Origin of the sequence: Kribbella sp. NPDC051936, from assembly GCF_040680955.1 — a bacterium.
Classification (GTDB): Bacteria; Actinomycetota; Actinomycetes; order Propionibacteriales; family Kribbellaceae; genus Kribbella.
The window spans coordinates 121,525-140,116 of sequence record NZ_JBFAXS010000007.1; the positions used below are offsets into that span (position 1 = coordinate 121,525).

Here is an 18,592-nt window from a genome sequence, read left to right on the forward strand (position 1 = left end):
CCGTACCGACAGACGTTCGCTTGGAGGGGGCCTGTGAGCGCACAGCAGCTGGACGTGAAGAAATCGTGGCGGGCCATCAGGCGCAGCCGCCTGCTGGTGGCCGCCGCGGCCGCTGTCGGCCTGCTGGGCGGGATCGGCTACGCCTTCCTGCAGCCGCCGATGTACAACGCCTCGGCACTGATCGTGCTCCCGCCGCCGCCGGCGTCCGCCGCCGGCTCGGCCACGGGTGCGCAGAGCATCGACACGCAGGTCTACATCGCCGAGAGCGGACCAGTACTGCTGAGCGCCGGCCAGAACGTCACGCCGACGCTGTCGACCGAGGCCACCCGGGCCCGCGTCAAGGCGACCGCCGTCACCGAGGACGTCATCCGGATCGACGCGAAGGGCCCGTCGGCCAAGCAGGCGACCGGGCTGGCCAACGCGGTCGCACAGGTCTACCTGGTGTTCATCACGACCGACCAGAAGCTGCCCGGCGACCTCGGCAAGCGCACCGGTGCCCGGATCCTGGAAGAGGCCGTCAACGCGCACGGCGGCAGCATGATCGTCCACACCGGTATCTACGGCGGCCTGGGCGCACTGCTCGGCGCGATCGCCGGAGCCGTCATCGTGCTGGCCCGGGAGCGTGGCGACCGCCGGCTCCGGCTGCGGGACGAGATCTCCGACGCCGTCGGCCTTCCGGTGCTCGCCTCCGTGTCGTCGTACCGGGCGACCGATCCGTCCGACTGGGCGAACCTGCTCGAGCACTACACGCCGACCGCGGTCGACGCGTGGGCACTGCGCAAGGTGCTGCACAACCTCGCACTCGACGTGAAGGGCGGGCGGCAGGTCTCGCTGACCGTGATCTCGTTCGCGGACGACGACAAGGCCCGCCCGCTCGGTCCGCAGCTGGCCGCGTTCGCCGGCACCGTCGGGATCTCCAGCTCGCTGGTGATCGACCAGCACCACGACAAGCCGTCCGGTGAGGTCGCGCTGGAGATCCACCTGGTCCTGGTCGACCGCGAAGCACCGCACCTGGACGGCACCGAGCGGACCACCCGCACGATCATCGCGCTCTCGGCGGGCACCGTGACCGCCGAGGAACTGGCCCGGCTGGCCGTCGCCACGGTCGCCGACGACCGCGCCATCGACGGCCTCGTGGTCACCGATCCCGATCCGTTCGACCGCACCATCGGCCGGGTCGCGCAGGCGCAACGCCGCACCGGTTCGCGGCTACCCACGCTTCTCACCGGCACGGCAAGGCGGACCCGATGACGAACCAGCAGTTCTCCGAGTCGCAGAACGGCATCAGCACCGGCTGGATGGACGACAACGACGGGCTGTTCGCCGACGACCGCTCGGCGGCGTACCCGCCGGACAGCCTGGTCACAGTGCGGTTCCTGCGCGACGCCGTGGTCCGGCATGCCCGGATCTGGCTGGCGCTGGCGATCCTCGGCTTCGCCGGCGGCCTGGCGACGTACTTCGCGTTCCCGGCCCCGCACCAGGCGGCGGCCCGGATGCTGATCACCACCCGCGAGGGCGACGACCCGGTCAAGGCGATGGCGACCGAGATCAGCCTGGCCACCAGCCGGACCGTGGCCGAGCGGGTGATCGCGCTGCTGCAGCTGCCCCAGAAGCCGGACGACCTGCTCGCCGAGTACTCCGCGACCAAGCTCACCGACCGGGTGCTGGAGATCAAGGCGTCGGCGACGACCGACGAGCAGGCCACCAAGCTGGCCACGACGGTCGGCCAGACCTACCTGATCTTCCGCCGCGAGCAGCTCGGTCTGGACGAGGCCCCGCTGAAGAAGGACCTGACCGCGGCGTCGAACGAGGTGGCGCTGGCCCGGCAGGCAGTGGTTGCCGCGGGCGACAACCCGAACGATCCGGACAACCCGAACAGCCCCGAGATGGCCAAGCTGAACGCCGCCGCGGACAAATACCGTTTCGTCCAGCAGCAGCTGCTGGACCAGAGCGTCCGGGCGTCGAAGATGAACGCCAGCCGGATGCTCGACGAGCCCTCGCCGGTGATCGTGTCGGCGAAGCGGGCCCTGGCGCTCAAGGCCGGGACCGGCCTGATCGCGGGCCTGTTCGTCGGGCTCGGCTTCGTCATCATCCGGGCGCTGATCTCGGACCGGTTGTGGAAGCGGCAGGACATCTCGAACGCGCTCGGCGCCCGCGTGCGGCTCAGCACGGGCCGTCCGCCGCGCTCGTGGCTGCCGTTCCGCCGCGTGCTGCGGTCGTCGCAGTCGCGGCATCCGGAGATCCGGTTGCTGTCGCAGCACCTCGGCCAGCGCATCATCTGGTCGAAGCGGCCGACCCCCGCGCTCGCGGTGGTCAGTGTCGACGACGTACCGGCCTGTGCGCTGGCCGTCGCGTCCCTGGCGGTCGCGCTCGCCGACGAGGGCAAACATGTGCTCGTCGCCGACCTGACCGGCACCGGCGCGCTCGCCCGCAAGCTCGGGGTGAACGAGGTCGGGACCCGGGAATCGCGGTTCAGCGACGCCGGCCGGCGGATCGACGTCTACCTGCCGGACCCGGAGGGTCTGCCGGCCGACGGCTGCTACCTGCGGCTCGGCGAGAACAACCGGCCGAGCGGTTCGGGTGACGTCCAGCTCGACGCGGCCTGGGACGTCGCCGACCTGGTCCTGACCCTGGCCGTTCTGTCGCCGGCGATCGGCGCCGATCACCTCGCCGGCTGGGCCTCCCGGGCCGCGGTCGTGGTCACCGCCGGCCGGTCCAGTGCGGCCAAGGTCCGGGCGACCGGCGAGATGCTGCGGCTGGCCGGGCTGGAGATCGACACCGCGGTCGTGCTCGATGCCGACCGCACCGACGAGGGCGTCGGCGTCACGGACGCGGAGGCGTCCACCACGACCGTCGACCTCGAGATGTTCGCGCGATGACCGCCGTCGCCACGATCCGGAGCCGACTGGGGCCCAAACCGGGCTTCCGGCCGGTCGCGCCGGAACGCCGCCGGCGGCGCCGGGTCCAGCTGGTCTGGGCGATGCTGGTGCTGAACGTGCTGACGTTCTTCCCGGACTCGCGCCTGATCCTGCCGATCCCCGGCCCGATCGGGAAGCTGATCGCCCAGGGCTCGCTGCTCCTCGGCGCGCTGCTGATCCTCACCGTCAACCGGCCGGCCCGGGTCCGGCCCAGCGTCTACATCTTCCTCGCCACGCTCCTGGTGAGCGAGGCGGTCATCTCCAGCCTCCGCGCCGAGTTCCTGCTCGGTGCGATGTACCGGTCCGCGCGGCTGTTCCTGTTCGTCGCGGTGCTCTGGATGCTGTCGCCGTGGTGGACCCGCAAGGACCTGCTGCTGGTGCGGACGCATCTCATGGTCCTGTGGTGCATCGTCGGCTCCGTCGCGGTCGGTCTGCTGGTGGCACCCGGGACCGCGATGGCCGACGAGCGGCTGGCCGGCATCCTGTGGCCGATCCCGCCGACCCAGGCGGGTCACTACTCGGCCATGGCGATCGGACTGACCGCGGTGCTGTGGATGGCCGGACTGCTCAAACGCTACGTCGCCCTGGCCAGTGTGGTCGTCTGCGTGCCGATCCTGCTGCTGACCCACACGCGGACAGCCTTGGTCGCGTTGCTGGCGGGCGCGGTGGTCGCGGGGCTGAGCCTGTTCACGTACCGCTCCCGGGTCCGTAAATCGTTCGCGATCGCGATCGGTGTCTTCTCCGTCGGTGCGCTGTCGCTGGGTTCGGTGGTCACCACGTGGCTGGCCCGTGGCCAGGACGCGGACCAGGTCGCCGCGCTGACCGGACGGCGCGCGGTGTGGGACTCGATCATCGCGCAGCCGCGGTCGACGTGGCAGACGCTGTTCGGCTTCGGCCTGTCCAACAAGTCGTTCAACGGCCTGCCCATCGACAGCAACTGGCTCGGTACCTATTACGACGTCGGCCTGCTCGGTATGGCGTTCTGTATCGCGATGGTGCTGTTCGTCTTCATCAGCGCGTGGTTCACGCCGCAGGGCCCACGACGGGCGCTCGCACTCTTCCTGGTCGCGTACTGCGTGGTGGCGTCGTTCACCGAGACCGGTCTGAGCGAGGCGTCGCCGTACCTGCTCGAGCTCACGCTGGCAGCGACCTTGGTGTACTCACGACCGCCGGAGCAGGAGGGTGTGCGATGAAGATCCTGCTGGTGCACAACAGGTACCGGTCGACCGCTCCGAGCGGTGAGAACCGGGTCGTCGACCAGGAGCACGAAGCACTCGCGGAGCTCGGTCACGACGTGCTTGTCTTCGAACGGCACAGCGACGAGATCGAGGATTGGCCGGCCTGGAAGAAGGCCACCCTGCCGGCCCGGGTGGTATGGAATCCAGCCAGCAAACGCGACCTGGCCGAGACGCTGCGTCAGTTCCGGCCGGACGTCGTACACGTCCACAACACGTTCCCGGTGCTCAGCCCGTCGGTGCTGTACGCCTGCCGCGATGCCAAGGTGCCCGTGGTCATCACACTGCACAACTACAAGCTGCTGTGTGCGAGCGGTGACTTCTACCGCGACGGCGCGGTCTGCCACGACTGTGCCGGCGGCAGTCCGATCCCGGCCGTCAAGCACAGCTGCTACCGCGGCTCCAAGCTCGCGACCGCGACCACGGTCCTCAACACCAGATCCCATCGACGGACGTGGCGCAACCTCGTGTCGGCGTACCTGTTCGTGTCGGAGTCGCAGCGCAGGCTGCTGGCCGGTATGGACTTCGACCCGGACCGCAGCTTCGTCCGCTACAACTACGTCCCGTACGACGGTCCGGTCGCGGCGACGCCCCGCCGCCAGGTCACGTACGTCGGGCGGCTGGACGCGGCCAAGGGCGCGCCACTGCTCATGAAGGGCTGGGACGCGTACCGCGAGATCGCCGGCGACGACGCGCTGCGGCTGGTGATCGCCGGCGGCGGCCCGATGCTCGACGAGGTCACCGCGTGGGCGGCCGAGCGGCCCTCGGTCGAACTGCGCGGACTGATGACCAAGCCGGAGGTCTTCGCGCTGATCCGCGAATCCCGCGCGGTCGTGCTGCCGTCGGAGTGGGAAGAGACTTTCGGGCTCGTGGTCGTGGAGGCGATGGCGGTCGGCGTACCGCTGCTCGCCGCCTCCCACGGCTCGTTCCCGGAGCTCGTCACCGACGGGACCGACGGCGCGTTGTTCGACCCGGGGCGTCCGGACGAGCTCGCGAAGCTGCTCCTCGACGTCGACACCGCCCCCGACAGGTACGTCGAGCTCGGCCGGGCGGCGCGCACGACGTACGAGACCAAGCACGACCCGCACCGCAACCTCGCGCAACTCCTGGACGTGTACCGCTTCGCCGTGGCGAACCCCGTCCACGCCGACCAGCACGGTAAGTAGAAGGATCGCTCATGGCCAAGCGCCGCAACCTCCTCGCCGGCGGTGCCGCACTGCTCGTCGGTGTGCTGTCCGTGGCCGCACTGGTCGCCGACGGCTCCCCCTCGCGGAACCCTGACGAACCCCGCTCCGCCTCCACCCCCGCCGTCGCACCCGCCACCGCGCCCACCGCTCCCCCGGCCAGGATCTGCGGCAACGCCAAGGCCCTGGCAGGCCCGGCCGCCCCGCCCGCCGGCGCCGTCGTGGTGAGCACCAAACAGAACCTGCAGACCCTCACCGCCGCGCACCCGGCCGGTACGACGTTCTGGCTCGCGCCGGGGCGGCACCGGTTGAGCAACGGCGCGTTCGTCCAGGTGATCCCGAAGGACGGCAACCGCTACATCGGCGCGCCCGGCGCGATCCTTGACGGGGCGAACCGCAACAAGTACGCGTTCACCGGCTCCGCCGAGCGGGTCGTGATCAGCAACCTGACCATCCAGAACTTCGGGTCCGCGCGCGGCAACAACGACGAGGGCGTCGTCAACCACGACTCCGGCTCCGGCTGGGTGATCCAGGCGAACACGATCCAGAAGAACGCCGGCGCCGGCCTGATGATCGGCAGCAAGAACGTCGTCCGCGGCAACTGCCTGCGGAACAACGGCCAGTACGGCTTCAACGCCTACCACCCGCAGCGCGTGGCCGGCATCGTCATCGAGCGCAACGAGATCACCGCCAACAACACCGACAACTGGGAGACCCTGCGGCCCGGCTGCGGCTGCACCGGCGGCGGCAAGTTCTGGTCGGTGGCGGGCGCGATCGTGCGCGGCAACTGGCTGCACGACAACAACGGGCCCGGGATGTGGGCCGACACCAACAACTCCGCGTTCGCGGTCGAGGGCAACTACATCTCCGACAACGTCGCCGAGGGCATGATCTTCGAGACCAGCTACAACGCCGCGATCCGGGCCAACACCTTCCTGCGCAACGGTCTCGGCAAGGGACCGGACAACGACGGCTTCCCGGCGCCGGCGCTGTACCTGTCCGAGTCCGGCGCCGACAAGCGGGTGCCGGGGATGTTCAACCAGACCTTCGAGGTGAGCGGCAACGTGTTCACCGACAACTGGGCCGGCGTGATCCTGTGGGAGAACGCCGACCGGTTCGCCGGGTCCGCCGCCAACACCAGCACCGGCTCCGGCACGTTGGTGAACCCCACCGTGGTCACCAACGAGACCTGCAATGCCGCGAACATCAAGAACCAGCCGTACCTCGGCGACTGCCGCTGGAAGACCCAGAACGTCCGCGTCCACGACAACGTGTTCACCCTGAACCCGGACAAGCTCGGCGACAGCTGCGCGTCCCGCAGCGGCTGCGGTTACAACGGCATCTTCGCCAACTGGGGTACGTTCCCGGACTGGTCGCCGTACAAGGCCCGGGTCGTCGAGGACGCGATCACCTTCCACCAGGGAAACCGGTTCTTCTCCAACACCTACAGCGGGCCGTGGAAGTTCATGGTCCACGAGCAGGGCAACTCGGTGAACTGGGCAGCCTGGCAGGGCGCGCCGTACGGACAGGACCAGGACAGCGTGATCAAGGTGACCGGGGAGCGCTGAGGGCGATGATCGGGCCTCCGGAGCGAGTCGCCGGCGAGCAGATCGCGCTGCTCCGGTCGGTCGGGTACGCCGCGTTCGGACGGCACGAGCGGGATCTCGACGTGCTCGACCTGGTCTTCGACAGTCTCGTGGACACACCCGGCGAGGTCGGCGTACGGCGGCTGCGTTTCGCCGGGCACGGCGTGACGCTGGACGTGGAACGGGCCGCCGAGACCGTGGAGCTGCGGGTGTTGCCGGCCGGTCCGGTCGTGGTCGAGGCCCGCGGCGGCGACGGGCCCGGGCACACCCAGCTGGTGAGCTTCCTGCTGCGCTGGCCGGGCGGCAGCCAAAGACCGGTCCGGACCGCGTGGATCATGCTGTGAGACGGCATGATCCCGGTCGGTCCGGACCGGTCCGGTGCTGCTTCAGGAGGCAAGCAGCAGTCTGAGCTTCTCCAGGCACCGGCCCCGGATCGGGCCGATGCTGCCGATCGGGATGCCGATCGTCGCGGAGATCTCGGCGTACGGCGCCGGCGGGTCGGCCATCAGCATGCCGAGCAGCTGCTGCCAGCGGTCCGGCAGGCTCTCGAGCGCCCGGCGGACGTCGTCGGCGCGCTCGCCGGCGAGCAGCTCGGCGTCCGGTTCGGGCTGGTCGCCGGCCACGTCGTCGAACGCGGTCGCCTCGTAGGTCAGCAGCACCCGCTTGCGGAACGCCAGCACCCGCAGGCATTCCCGGCGCGTGGTGACGACCAGCCAGGCCCCGACCCGCTCGGGGTCGACCCGGTTGATGTGTTCGAGCAACCGCAGCCACACCATCTGCGAGACGTCAGCGGCGTCGCTGTCGCTCAACCGGAAGCTGCGGGTCACGGCCCAGACGAGCCGCGCGTAGTGATCGACCAGTTGACTCCACGCGCCCTGGTCCCCCTCGGCGGCCCTGATCACCAGGGTCGCAGCGTCGGACCGGGCGACGGCCGACCTTTCCAGTACTGCAGTCACGGATTCCCCCCTCGGGAACAAAACACCGCTCGGCACCGGCCGGTGCTCAGTAGGCGCCGTCGCTCCCCAGCACGGCGCGAGCGGTTTTCCACAGGATCAGCAGGTCGAGTGCGATCGACCAGTTGTCGGCGTACCGCAGATCGAGTCGCATCGACTCCTCCCACGTCAGGTCACTGCGTCCGCTCACCTGCCACAGGCCGGTCAGGCCCGGCTTGACGAGCATCCGCCGCGCGTCGTCGATCGCGTACTGCGCGACCTCGGCGGGCAGCGGCGGGCGCGGGCCGACCAGTGACATGTCCCCCCGGAGCACGTTCACCAGCTGCGGCAGTTCGTCGATCGAGAACCGTCGCAGGTACCGGCCGATCCTGGTCACCCGCGGGTCGTCGCGGAGCTTGAACAGGACCCCGTTGCCTTGGTTCAGCGCATGCAGTTCCGCCTTGCGTTCCTCGGCGTCGATCACCATCGTGCGGAACTTCAGCATCTGGAACTGCTCGCCACCGCGTCCCACCCGGGTCTGCCGGAACAGCACCGGACCGCGGCTGGTGAGCTTCACCAGCACCGCGGTGACCAGCAGGATCGGCGCCACCGCGAGCAGCAGGAAGCAGCCGACCACCCGGTCGAAGACGTTCTTCAGGACGTGCGGCCCACCGCTCACCGACGGCCGCTCCAGGTGCAGCAGCGACAGCCCGGCGACCGGCCGGATCGAGATCCGCGGACCGGCCACCTCGACGATGCCCGGCGAGACGATCAGCTCCACGCCGCGCTGTTCGAGCGCCCAGGACAGTTTGCGCAGCGAGTGCCCGGACAGCTCCGGGTCGGCCGCCACGGCGACCACCTCGACGTCCCACTCGTCGACCGCCTTGAGGATGTCCATCTCGCCGCGCCCCAGGCGCTCCGGCTCGGGCTCCTCGAAGGCGTCGCCGCGGGGCAGGCAACTCGCCACCACGACGTACCCGTCGGTCTTGCGCTCCTCCAGGTGCCGGCGCAGCGTCATCACCTGGTCGTTGCGTCCGACAACGAGCACCTTGCGCATGCACCGGCCGACGAACCGCCGCTTGGAGATCTGCCGGTGCAGCACCCAGCGGGCGAACATCGCCGCGAAGCAGGTCATCGGCACCGCCAGCACGACGAAACCGCGCGCAACCTGGCTCTTCGTCGCGTACGACGTGACCGCGACCACCGCGGTCAGCGCGACGGCGGCCCGGATGATCGAACGGAACTCCTCCGGTCCGGTGCCGAAGTAGCGGGTCTCATAACCCCGCTCCAGGGCCACACAGACCAGCCAGGCGATCGGCAGCACGGCGCCGAGCAGCACATAGCCGAGGTTGATCTGGGCCCCGAACCGGACCACCAGGGCCAGCGAGACACCGAACAGCGCGGCCCCCAGGTCGCCGGTGAGCGCCGCCCACCGGTACTTCGCGACCCAGCGCGCCTCGGTGAACCGTGCCGCGCGCGGCACGACCGCCGGAACCTCGTCCGGTACCACCCAGACCGGCCGGCGACGCTCCCCCGACGGCGCCGGCCGTAGGTCAGCCGGTTCGGCCAACCCCTCGGACATGACAAAATCAGTCACGCACAGTCACCCCCCACAGGTGAAAACCGAAACCCGTGACCAACCCACACCCCGTCACGGACCTCGTCCAAACGCCGCCCCCACAACGGCGTGAACCAGAGAGTACTACGTGGACGCGAACATAAGAAGCACTGACAGCAGAGACCCCCGGGTTCCCAATTTCCGGGTTCCCAGGGGCCTCAAATGACTACTTGATGTGATCAATCGCCGGGTCGGGGCACTGATCAGGGGTGTTACGTCAGCCGGCGATCAGACCGTCGCCGCTGATCAGCTCACGCATCTCGGCCAGCGAGCTGTCCGACGGGGGCAGGATGGCGTCGGAGTCGTGCAGCTCGTCGTCCGGCACCTTCTCACCGGAGCGGACGAAGTCCAGCAGCGCCGCGAACGCGGCCTGGTACGTCGTCTCGTCGCCGGACGACACGGCCTTCTCCAGGTCGCCGTCGACCGCGTTGAGCGCATCGAGCTTCTCGTCGGCCAGTCGCCACTGGCCTTCACCCATGATCCGAACGATCACCGAACATCTCCGTCCTGAGGTCGCGCCGGCTCGGCTGCCGGCTGCTGGGCGGTCTGGGGGGCGGACTGCTGCGCCTCACCGGAGAGCTCCTTGGGCGTGCTGCTGCCGCCGGACAGCTGCGCCTTCATGGCGGCCAGCTCGTTCTCGACGTCGGAGCCGGACGACATCCGCTCGAGCTCGAGCGTGATGTTGTCCTTGTTGGTCCCGGTGGCGTCGTCGAGCGCGCCGGAGGCGAGCAGCTCGTCGATCGCACCGGCCCGGGCCTGCATCTGCTGCGTGCGGTCCTCGGCGCGCTGCACCGCGAGGCCGACGTCGCTCATCTCCTCGGAGATGCCGGAGAAGGCCTCGTTGATCCGGGTCTGCGCCTCGGCCGCGGTGTAGGTGGCCTTGATGGTCTCCTTGCGGGTCCGGAAGGACTCGACCTTGGCCTGCAGCCGCTGGGAGGCGAGCGTCAGCTTCTCCTCCTCGCCCTGCAGCTGGGCGTGCTGCGTCTGCAGGTCGTCGATCTGCCCCTGCAGCCCGGACTTACGGGTCAGGGCCTCGCGGGCCAGGTCCTCGCGGCCCATCGAGAGCGCCTTCTGCGCCTGCTCCTGCAGCTTGGCCGACTGGGACTGCAGCTGTGACGCCTGCAGCTCCACCCGCTTCCGGCTGGTGGCCACGTCGGCCACGCCACGCCGCACCTTCTGCAGCAGCTCGAGCTGCTTCTGATACGAGTAGTCAAGGGTTTCGCGAGGATCCTCGGCCTTGTCCAGGGCGGAGTTCGCCTTGGCCTTGAAGATCGTCGACATCCGCTTGAAGATGCTCATCGATATCCGTACCCCTTCTGTGCCGGACTGACGACCCGGCGTGCGTGCCTTCCACCCTATGTCCCACCGGGTCACGACACCATCAGGACGGGCCCGGATAAAGTAGTGGGAAGGTCCGGGGACCACCCCGAGTCGCGACCTTGCCCTGCGAATGAGGTTCTGACCCCGTGTTCCGTCGTACCAAGTCTGAGACAGCTACCACCGTACCCGCCGAACCCCAGGGCAAGCCGGGCGGCAAGGGCCGTCCGACGCCGAGCCGCAAGGAGGCGGAGGCGGCCCGCAAGGCAGCCTTCAAGAAGCCGCGCGACCGCAAGGAGGCCTCGGCGATCCGGCGGGACAAGGTGCGGACCGAGCGCGCCAAGATGCAGGCGGCCATGCAGACCGGCGACGACCGGTACCTGCCGGCCGCCGACAAGGGCCCGGTCCGGCGGTTCGCCCGGGACTACGTCGACGCCCGCTATTCGGTGATGGAGTTCGCGCTGCCGGTGCTGCTGGTGGTGTCGCTGATCGGCGTGGTGTTCTCGCCGCAGTTCCCGTGGCTGGCCGGGATGGTGAACCTGCTGTTCCTGTTCATGATCCTGCTGATCGCCGCGGACTGGTTCCTGCTCACCTCGGGCCTGAAGAAGCAGGTGAGGATCAAGTTCCCGAAGGAGTCCACCAAGGGCATCGCGTTCTACGCCGTCCGGCGGACCATGCAGATGCGCCGCTGGCGGCTGCCCAAGCCGATGGTGAAGCGCGGCGAGAAGCCGTCCTGAGCTCTGACCCGTCCTTAGCTCTTGCACAGTAGGGTTCCGGTATGGACTTTCGCTATCTGGGCAACAGTGGTCTCAAGGTCAGCGAGATCTCGTACGGCAACTGGCTGACGCACGGCTCACAGGTGGAGAACGAGCAGGCGAAGGCCTGTGTGCGGGCCGCCCTGGACGCCGGCATCACGACGTTCGACACCGCCGACACCTACGCCAACACCAAGGCCGAGTCGGTGCTCGGCGAGGCGCTGGCCGGCGAGCGCCGCGAGTCGCTGGAGATCTTCACCAAGGTGTACTGGCCGACCGGTCCCGGCGGACCGAACGACACCGGCCTGTCCCGCAAGCACATCCACGAGTCGATCAACGGCTCGCTGCGGCGGCTCGGCACCGACTACGTCGACCTCTACCAGGCGCACCGGTTCGACACCGAGACGCCGCTCGAGGAGACGATGGAGGCGTTCGCCGACGTCGTGCGGCAGGGCAAGGCGCTCTACATCGGCGTGTCGGAGTGGACCGCGGAGCAGCTGCAGGAGGGCCACCGGCTCGCCCGCGAGCTGCGCATCCCGTTCGTCTCGAACCAGCCGCAGTACAGCATGCTCTGGCGGGTGATCGAGGCCGAGGTGGTGCCGGCGTCGGAGGAGCTCGGTATCGGCCAGGTGGTCTTCTCGCCGATCGCGCAGGGCGTGCTCACCGGCAAGTACCTGCCGGGTCAGCAGCCGCCGGAGGGGTCCCGGGCGACCGACGCCAACGGCTCGAACTTCATCAAGCGGTTCCTCACCGACGACGTCCTGACCCGGGTCCAGGAGCTGAAGCCGCTCGCCGAGCAGGCGGGGCTGTCGCTGTCCCAGCTCGCGATCGCGTGGGTGCTGCAGAACAGCAACGTCTCGTCGGCCATCATCGGCGCGTCCCGGCCGGAGCAGGTCACCGAGAACGTCAAGGCCGCCGGCGTCACGCTGGACGAGGGCCTGCTGAAGGGTATCGACGAGGTGCTCGGCCACATCGTCGAGAAGGACCCGGCCAAGACCGCGCAGAACGCCCCACAGAAGCGGCCGAACTCGTGAGCTGGAGCTGGCGGTTCGAGACCGCGAGTGGCGCGCTGGTCGACCCGGGCGAGGTCGGCGGGGCGGAGTTCTCCGCCCAGGGCGACGCCGAGAGCTGGCTGGGTGAGGTCTGGCGTGACCTGGCCGACCGCGGCGTCGGCCAGGTGTACCTGCTGGAGGACGGCCGCGAGGTCTACGGCCCGATGAGCCTGTCCTCGGCCGAATGACCGCAGAGTAGGATTCGTTCGAACCACACGCCTGCGTCACAGGGAAGCCGGTCCGAGTCCGGCGCTGACCCGCAACCGTAGGCCACCGCAGCGCTTCGGCGCCGGGGTGGCGAGCCGGAACACTGTGACGCAGGCGGTCAGGCTCGACTACCCGCCGTGGTCCGCGGGTGGAGCCCCTACCCTGCCGGTGCAGGCGGGACCTCCTCCACCGGGCTGCGGCCCGACCGAGGAACGACAATGACTGCACATCGGACCGCACGACTGGTCCTCAGCCTGCTGGCGGGTTTCCTGCTGGCGGGGACCGTCGCGACCGTCACAGCGACCGCTGCCCAGGCCGAGGACGGCTACCGCTTCTGGGGCTACTACCAGTGGACGAACGGCCAGTGGGCCTTCTCCCAGAAGGGCGCCGACGCCTACGTCCCGGCCGACGGGGCCGTCGAAGGCTGGCGGTTCGCGCTCGGCGGCGCCAAGCCCCGGGTACCGCGCGCCGCCGGCGACTTCGAGGCGATCTGCGGGAAGACCCCGGCCGAGACCGGCAAGAAGCGTGTCGCGGTGGTCGTCGACCCCGGGACGCCCGAGGACGCGGCCGCCGGAGAGACGCCCGGGCAGGCCACCGGCACCTGCGTGGTGACCGACCCGGCGTCGAACGGCGCGAAGATCCTCGCGGCGGTCGGCCCTGTCCGGATCGAGAAGGGTTTGACCTGCGGCGTCGCCGGCTACCCGGCCAAGGGCTGCGGCGACCAGGTGAAGAACATCAACGTCCCGGCCACCGACGCCCAGGTCACGCTGCAGATCGGTGCAAGCGTGGGGTCCTCGGCCAAGCCGTCCCCGGCCGCCTCTTCGGAAGAAGACAGCAGCACGCCGTGGACCGGCATCATCATCGCGATCGTCGTGGTCGCCCTGCTGGCCGGTGGCGGGCTCATCCTCAGCCGCCGTCGTTCCGCGGCCAAGTAGAGTGCGCGCCGTCCACCGCTTCACACTCCCCCGGGCACTGCACCCGGGGGCCTGGTGGTTGTGGGCGCTGTGCATGGCTGTTGCGGCCAGCAGGACCCGCAACCCGGTCCTGCTGGCCCTCATTCTCGCCGTGACCGGATTCGTGGTGGCGGCCCGGCGGAGCGACGCACCGTGGGCGCACAGTTTCACTGCGTTCCTGAAGCTGGGTCTGCTGGTCATCGGCGTCCGCGTGGTGCTGCAGGCGCTGCTGTCGACGCGCTCGCAGGGCAACACGGTGCTGTTCACGCTGCCGCTGATCCCGCTGCCCGGCTGGGCCGCGGGCGTCAAGCTCGGCGGTGAGGTCACGGCGGAGGCACTGGTGACAGCTCTGTACGACGGTGCGCAACTGGCCGTCATGCTCTGCTGCGTGGGCGCCGCGAACGCTCTGGCCAGCCCGCGGCGGCTGCTGAAGTCGTTGCCGGGGGCCCTCTACGAGATGGGCGTCGCCTGTGTCGTAGCACTCACCTTCGCGCCACAACTGGTGACCGACGGCCGCCGTGTCCGGGCAGCACGCCGGCTGCGCGGCCGTACGCGCGCTTCCTTCCGCACGACGGCCATGCCGGTCCTGGAGGGTGCGTTGGACCGATCGGTCGAGCTGGCAGCCGCAATGGACTCACGCGGCTACGGTCGTACGGCGCAAGCTTCAAAGGTCCACCGTCGACTGACCGCGTTGTGCGTTTTGCTGGGGCTGCTCGGGATCCTGCTCGGTGTGTATGCGTTGTTGACCGACTCCATGGCGTTCCCGTTCGCGGCCGGCGCACTGGCGGCCGGTGTGCTCCTGGCGGTCGCCGCCATGGCGATCGGGCGGCAGCGGGTCTCCCGAACGCGCTACCGCCCTGATCCCTGGGCGCTGCCCGAGTGGCTCGTCGTCACGGCCGGTGCGGCAGCGGCAGGAGCCATGGTGTTCGCAGCGGTCCGTGGCGTGAACGGTCTGTTGCTGGCGGGCCCTTTGGTCGTCCCACCAGTACCGGTACTGCCGGTTGTCGGCGTTCTGGTCGGACTGGTTCCCGCACTGGCTGCACCACCCGTGAAGAAGGCGGCGGCATGATCGAGTTCGACCACGTGACCATGACGTACGACGGTGCGCGTGAACCGGCGCTGCGGGACGTCAGCTTCACCGTGCCCGAGGGCGAGCTCGCGCTGGTGATCGGGCGGACCGGCTCCGGCAAGTCCACGCTGCTCCGGGCGATCAACGGCCTGGTGCCGCACTTCACCGGCGGCACGCTGGCCGGGCGGGTGCTCGTCGACGCGCGGGACACCCGCGAGTACCGGCCGCGCGATCTCGCGGACGTGGTCGGGATGGTCGGGCAGGACCCGATGGCGGGGTTCGTCACCGACACGGTCGAGGACGAGCTGGCGTACAGCATGGAGTCACTCGGCGTGGCACCCGACGTCATGCGGCGGCGCGTCGAGGAGACACTCGACCTGCTCGGGTTGGCGGACGTGCGGGACCGGGCGCTGACGTCCTTGTCGGGTGGCCAGCGACAGCGGACCGCTATCGGAGCAGCGCTGACGTCACACCCCGCCGTACTGGTGCTGGACGAGCCCACCTCCGCGCTGGACCCGCAGGCGGCCGAGGAGGTGCTGGCCGCGCTGCAGCGGCTGGTGCACGACCTGGGCGTCACGGTGGTGATGGCCGAGCACCGGTTGGAGCGCGTGATCCAGTACGCCGACCGCGTGATCGAAGTGCCTGGTCGCGCGGCGGCTGTGTCGACTGGGCTCCCGGCCGAGCGCATGGTGACCGCACCGGTCGCACCGCCAGTTGTCGAGCTGGGACGGCTGGCCGGATGGTCACCGCTCCCCCTGTCGGTACGAGACGCGCGACGCGCCGCCGTCGTCCTGCGAAGCGAGTTGGGCTCCACCGCACCGGCGCGTCCCGCGGCCGCACTCGGTGCGGAGCTGGCGCGCTGCACCGACCTTGTCGTCGGGTACGGCGCCGTCACCGCGCTGCGTGGCGTGTCGCTGAGCATCAAGGCCGGTGAGATCGTCGCGCTGATGGGCCGCAACGGCGCAGGCAAGTCGACGCTGCTCAACGCACTGGTCGGCATCCTGCCGGCCCGGTCAGGTACTGCGACAGCATCCGGAGCAGACCCGCGACGCACCAAGCCGAGCGACCTGGTCAAGGCGGTCGGACTGGTCCCGCAGGAGCCGGCAGACCTCCTGTACGCCGCGACCGTCGCGGACGAGTGCGCCACCGCGGACTCCGACTTCGGTGTGCCCGCAGGTAGCTGCCGCGCGCTCCTGGAACGGCTGGCGCCGGACGTGCCGCTGGAAGCCCACCCACGCGACCTGTCCGAGGGACAGCGGCTGTGTCTGGCGCTGGCCGTCGTACTGTGCGGGGCGCCCCCGCTGCTGCTGCTGGACGAGCCGACGCGCGGGCTCGACTACGGCGCCAAACGCCGGCTGGTCGCGATCTTGCGGGAACTGTCCGCTGCCGGGCACGCGGTGGTGCTGTCGACGCACGATGTGGAAATGGTGGCCGAGGTCGCGACGCGGGTCATGGTGCTCGCTGACGGCGAACTGGTCAGTGACGGCGGCACCGCCGAAGTGATCGCCGGGTCACCGGCCTTCGCTCCGCAGGTCGCGAAGATCCTGGCGCCGCTGCCGTTCCTGACGGTCGGCGAGGTCGCCGACGCGCTGGATCGGGCATCGTGAAGCTGATCCTGCTCAGGCCGCGGAGCACGGTCATGTTGCTGATCGCGTCGGCGGTCGGTGTGCTGGCGTTCGGGTGGCCGTTGGTCTTCCGGACCTCACAGGCGGGCGAGTCGGCCATCGGCCACACAACGGATGCACCCTGGCTGTTCGTGTTGCTGCTGCCGTTGCTGGTCGCCGTCGTGCTCGCGGAGCTGTCCGAGGCGGGCATCGACGCGAAGGTGATCTCACTGCTCGGCATGCTCGCCGCGATCGGCGCGGCGCTGCGGGCGCTGGGACCGGGGACCGCGGGGCTCGAGCCGGGGTTCTTCCTGCTGGTGCTGGCGGGCCGGGCGTTCGGGGCCGGGTTCGGGTTCGTGCTCGGGGCGGTGTCGCTGCTCGGCGGGGCGATGATCAGCGGCGGGGTCGGGCCGTGGATGCCGTTCCAGATGTTCGCGTGCGCGTGGGTCGGGTGCCTGGCGGGGCTGCTGCCGCGGGTCGGCGGGCGGCTCGAGGTGCTGATGCTCGCGGCGTACTCGCTGGTCTCGGGCGTGCTGTACGGCGTGATCATGAACCTGTGGTTCTGGCCGTACGCGACGTTCGGCAGCGACTTCTCGTTCGTCCCCGGCGACGTGCTCGCGGCGAACCTGCACCGGTACTTCCTGTTCGTGGTGGCGACGTCACTCGGATGGGACATCCCGCGCGGCATCCTGTCCGCGGCGCTGGTCCTGACCCTCGGGCGGCCGATGCTGAACGCGTTCCGGCGTACCGCCCGCAAGGCGGCCTTCGAGGCGCCGGTGGTTTTCGAGTCCGGGAGGACGCATGGCTGACCGGATCCTGGTACTCGGCGGCGCCCGCTCGGGCAAGTCGATCGCCGCGGAGCGGCTGCTCGCCGACGTACCGGACGTCGTGTACGTCGCCACTGGTGGAGACGACTCGGGGAGTTCCGAGTGGGCCGAGCGGGTTGCCAAGCACCGGGCCCGCCGGCCCGCGACGTGGGGTCTGGCCGAGACGATCGACCTGGTCCCGCTGCTCGAGTCCGCCGGGCCACCGCTGTTGATCGACTGCCTGACGCTGTGGCTGTCGCGCACGATGGACAGGCTTCACGTGTGGTCCGACCTGTCCCGTGCGGGCGAGGTCGAAACCCACATCACCGCGCTCGCCGAGGCCTGGTCCGCCACCCCGCGCCACGTAGTTGCCGTCAGCAATGACGTAGGCTCCGGCATCGTCCCCGCGGACGCCGGCACGCGCCTGTTCCGCGACCTCATGGGCCGCCTCAACACCACGGTTTCGCTGGCCTCGGACCAGGTCCTCTGGACCATCGCCGGCCGAATCCTGCCTCTCACATGAGCTGGGCCGACGCGGCGCGGCTGTCGCTCGGCACGCTCAGCGTGCTGCCCGCCGGCATGCCCTCGCGAGTGGATCGGACTGTGGGCGGGCGGGCGATGGCGCTCGCCCCGATGGTCGGGGCGCTGGTCGGTGGGATCGCAGCCGCGGTCGTGGTGCTGGCGCAACTGGTGAATCCGGACGCGGACCTGCTCGCGGCCGTGCTCGGCGTCCTCGTCGTCGCAGGACTGTCCGGCGGCCTGCATCTCGACGGGCTCGCCGACTTCGCCGACGCGCTCGGCAGCCGGCGGGATCGAGAGACGATGCTACGGATCATGAAGCAGAGTGACATCGGTCCGTTCGGTGTGGTCGCCATCGTCGCCGTCCTGCTGCTCGACGTCGCCGCCCTCACCGCCTGTGTGCAGGCCGGCTTCGGCTGGCAGGCGATCCTGATCGGGGCCACAGCGAGCCGCCTCACGCTCCCGTGGTCCTGCCTGAGATCCATCCCCGCGGCCCGCCCGGACGGATTGGGAAGCCTGGTCGCCGCGACCGTCCGGCCAGTGACGGCTGTGACGGCGACAGTTGTCGTCCTGGCCGCGGCCGCGAGCCTCGCCTGGTCCGTGCCGCCCCGGACGATCGGCGCCGCGGCCGCGGTCCTGCTCGCTGTCGCGACCAGCCTGGTCACGAGCCGTCGAGCCCGCCGGGCACTCGGCGGAACCACCGGCGACGTCCTCGGCGCGACCGTCGAGCTGGCCCTCCCGGTGGCCCTGGTGACACTCGCCCTGACCGTGTGAGCGCTCCCCTCCCTCGCACGGCCGCCATGGTGGTCTACTGTCGCGCTCGTGAGTGCACCGCTA

Annotated in this window: 19 protein-coding genes and 1 riboswitch; of the genes, 15 read left to right on the forward strand and 4 right to left on the reverse strand. The window is 70.1% G+C overall.

The features are described from left to right. Positions 1-33 precede the first annotated feature (33 nt). From AB0L64_RS25015 to AB0L64_RS25040, 6 genes are read left to right on the forward strand one after another with little or no spacing between them, the layout of a single operon-like run. Positions 34-1,251, forward strand: a complete 1,218-nt coding sequence (locus AB0L64_RS25015) for a Wzz/FepE/Etk N-terminal domain-containing protein (RefSeq protein WP_363713714.1) — start codon at positions 34-36, stop codon at positions 1,249-1,251. Beyond that, a complete protein-coding gene (locus tag AB0L64_RS25020) occupies positions 1,248-2,879 on the forward strand; it encodes a hypothetical protein (RefSeq protein WP_363713716.1) in 1,632 nt (543 codons plus the stop codon). The genes AB0L64_RS25015 and AB0L64_RS25020 overlap by 4 nt, the downstream gene beginning before the upstream one ends. Further along, positions 2,876-4,111, forward strand: coding sequence for a hypothetical protein (locus AB0L64_RS25025; protein WP_359932990.1), 1,236 nt, complete (start codon positions 2,876-2,878; stop codon positions 4,109-4,111). The genes AB0L64_RS25020 and AB0L64_RS25025 overlap by 4 nt, the downstream gene beginning before the upstream one ends. Next, positions 4,108-5,319 (forward strand): glycosyltransferase, encoded by a 1,212-nt coding sequence (locus AB0L64_RS25030; protein ID WP_363713719.1) that lies wholly within the window; start codon positions 4,108-4,110, stop codon positions 5,317-5,319. The genes AB0L64_RS25025 and AB0L64_RS25030 overlap by 4 nt, the downstream gene beginning before the upstream one ends. Positions 5,320-5,330: 11 nt before the next feature. Continuing rightward, complete coding sequence (locus AB0L64_RS25035; protein ID WP_363713721.1) at positions 5,331-6,905, forward strand: right-handed parallel beta-helix repeat-containing protein; 1,575 nt, start codon at positions 5,331-5,333, stop codon at positions 6,903-6,905. 5 nt (positions 6,906-6,910) lie between these two features. Continuing rightward, positions 6,911-7,267, forward strand: coding sequence for a hypothetical protein (locus AB0L64_RS25040; RefSeq protein WP_363713723.1), 357 nt, complete (start codon positions 6,911-6,913; stop codon positions 7,265-7,267). A gap of 42 nt (positions 7,268-7,309) precedes the next feature. Here AB0L64_RS25040 and AB0L64_RS25045 read toward each other — a convergent pair whose 3' ends face one another. The 4 genes from AB0L64_RS25045 to AB0L64_RS25060 form a co-directional block, all read right to left on the reverse strand. Continuing rightward, entirely contained in the window at positions 7,310-7,879 is a 570-nt protein-coding gene (locus AB0L64_RS25045) for a sigma-70 family RNA polymerase sigma factor (protein ID WP_359932978.1), read from the reverse strand. Positions 7,880-7,925: 46 nt separating this feature from the next. Next, entirely contained in the window at positions 7,926-9,452 is a 1,527-nt protein-coding gene (locus AB0L64_RS25050; RefSeq protein WP_363713725.1) for a sugar transferase, read from the reverse strand. Positions 9,453-9,690: 238 nt separating this feature from the next. Continuing rightward, positions 9,691-9,966: a hypothetical protein gene (locus tag AB0L64_RS25055; RefSeq protein WP_355484288.1), complete on the reverse strand. Its 276-nt coding sequence runs from the start codon at positions 9,964-9,966 to the stop codon at positions 9,691-9,693. Then, on the reverse strand, positions 9,963-10,772 hold the full coding sequence (locus tag AB0L64_RS25060) for a PspA/IM30 family protein (protein WP_355688512.1): 810 nt from the start codon (positions 10,770-10,772) through the stop codon (positions 9,963-9,965). Before AB0L64_RS25060 ends, AB0L64_RS25055 begins: the two co-directional genes overlap by 4 nt. Before the next feature lie 167 nt (positions 10,773-10,939). On the opposite strand from AB0L64_RS25060, the gene AB0L64_RS25065 reads away from it, so the two are divergent. The 9 genes from AB0L64_RS25065 (at position 10,940) to cobS (ending at position 18,529) form a co-directional block, all read left to right on the forward strand. Continuing rightward, positions 10,940-11,527, forward strand: coding sequence for a DUF3043 domain-containing protein (locus tag AB0L64_RS25065; RefSeq protein ID WP_363713728.1), 588 nt, complete (start codon positions 10,940-10,942; stop codon positions 11,525-11,527). Positions 11,528-11,568: 41 nt separating this feature from the next. Beyond that, positions 11,569-12,579 carry an aldo/keto reductase family protein gene (locus tag AB0L64_RS25070; protein WP_355688516.1) on the forward strand — a complete coding sequence of 337 codons (1,011 nt, stop codon included), beginning with the start codon at positions 11,569-11,571 and terminating at the stop codon, positions 12,577-12,579. After that, the gene (locus AB0L64_RS25075) at positions 12,576-12,785 is read left to right on the forward strand and encodes a hypothetical protein (RefSeq protein ID WP_167214214.1); all 210 of its coding nucleotides are present in this window, start codon (positions 12,576-12,578) and stop codon (positions 12,783-12,785) included. The genes AB0L64_RS25070 and AB0L64_RS25075 overlap by 4 nt, the downstream gene beginning before the upstream one ends. A gap of 42 nt (positions 12,786-12,827) precedes the next feature. Then, positions 12,828-12,908: riboswitch (cobalamin riboswitch) on the forward strand. A 114-nt stretch (positions 12,909-13,022) separates the two neighbouring features. After that, the gene (locus AB0L64_RS25080) at positions 13,023-13,739 is read left to right on the forward strand and encodes an SCO2322 family protein (protein ID WP_363713731.1); all 717 of its coding nucleotides are present in this window, start codon (positions 13,023-13,025) and stop codon (positions 13,737-13,739) included. A gap of 1 nt (position 13,740) precedes the next feature. Next, on the forward strand, positions 13,741-14,826 hold the full coding sequence (locus tag AB0L64_RS25085) for an energy-coupling factor transporter transmembrane component T (RefSeq protein WP_363713733.1): 1,086 nt from the start codon (positions 13,741-13,743) through the stop codon (positions 14,824-14,826). After that, the gene (locus AB0L64_RS25090) at positions 14,823-16,433 is read left to right on the forward strand and encodes an ATP-binding cassette domain-containing protein (RefSeq protein ID WP_363713735.1); all 1,611 of its coding nucleotides are present in this window, start codon (positions 14,823-14,825) and stop codon (positions 16,431-16,433) included. Before AB0L64_RS25085 ends, AB0L64_RS25090 begins: the two co-directional genes overlap by 4 nt. After that, complete coding sequence (locus AB0L64_RS25095; RefSeq protein WP_363713737.1) at positions 16,430-17,239, forward strand: ECF transporter S component; 810 nt, start codon at positions 16,430-16,432, stop codon at positions 17,237-17,239. The genes AB0L64_RS25090 and AB0L64_RS25095 overlap by 4 nt, the downstream gene beginning before the upstream one ends. Then, on the forward strand, positions 17,232-17,759 hold the full coding sequence (locus AB0L64_RS25100; RefSeq protein WP_363713739.1) for a bifunctional adenosylcobinamide kinase/adenosylcobinamide-phosphate guanylyltransferase: 528 nt from the start codon (positions 17,232-17,234) through the stop codon (positions 17,757-17,759). Before AB0L64_RS25095 ends, AB0L64_RS25100 begins: the two co-directional genes overlap by 8 nt. Beyond that, complete coding sequence (cobS, locus tag AB0L64_RS25105; RefSeq protein WP_363713741.1) at positions 17,756-18,529, forward strand: adenosylcobinamide-GDP ribazoletransferase; 774 nt, start codon at positions 17,756-17,758, stop codon at positions 18,527-18,529. Before AB0L64_RS25100 ends, cobS begins: the two co-directional genes overlap by 4 nt. Positions 18,530-18,592 lie beyond the last annotated feature (63 nt).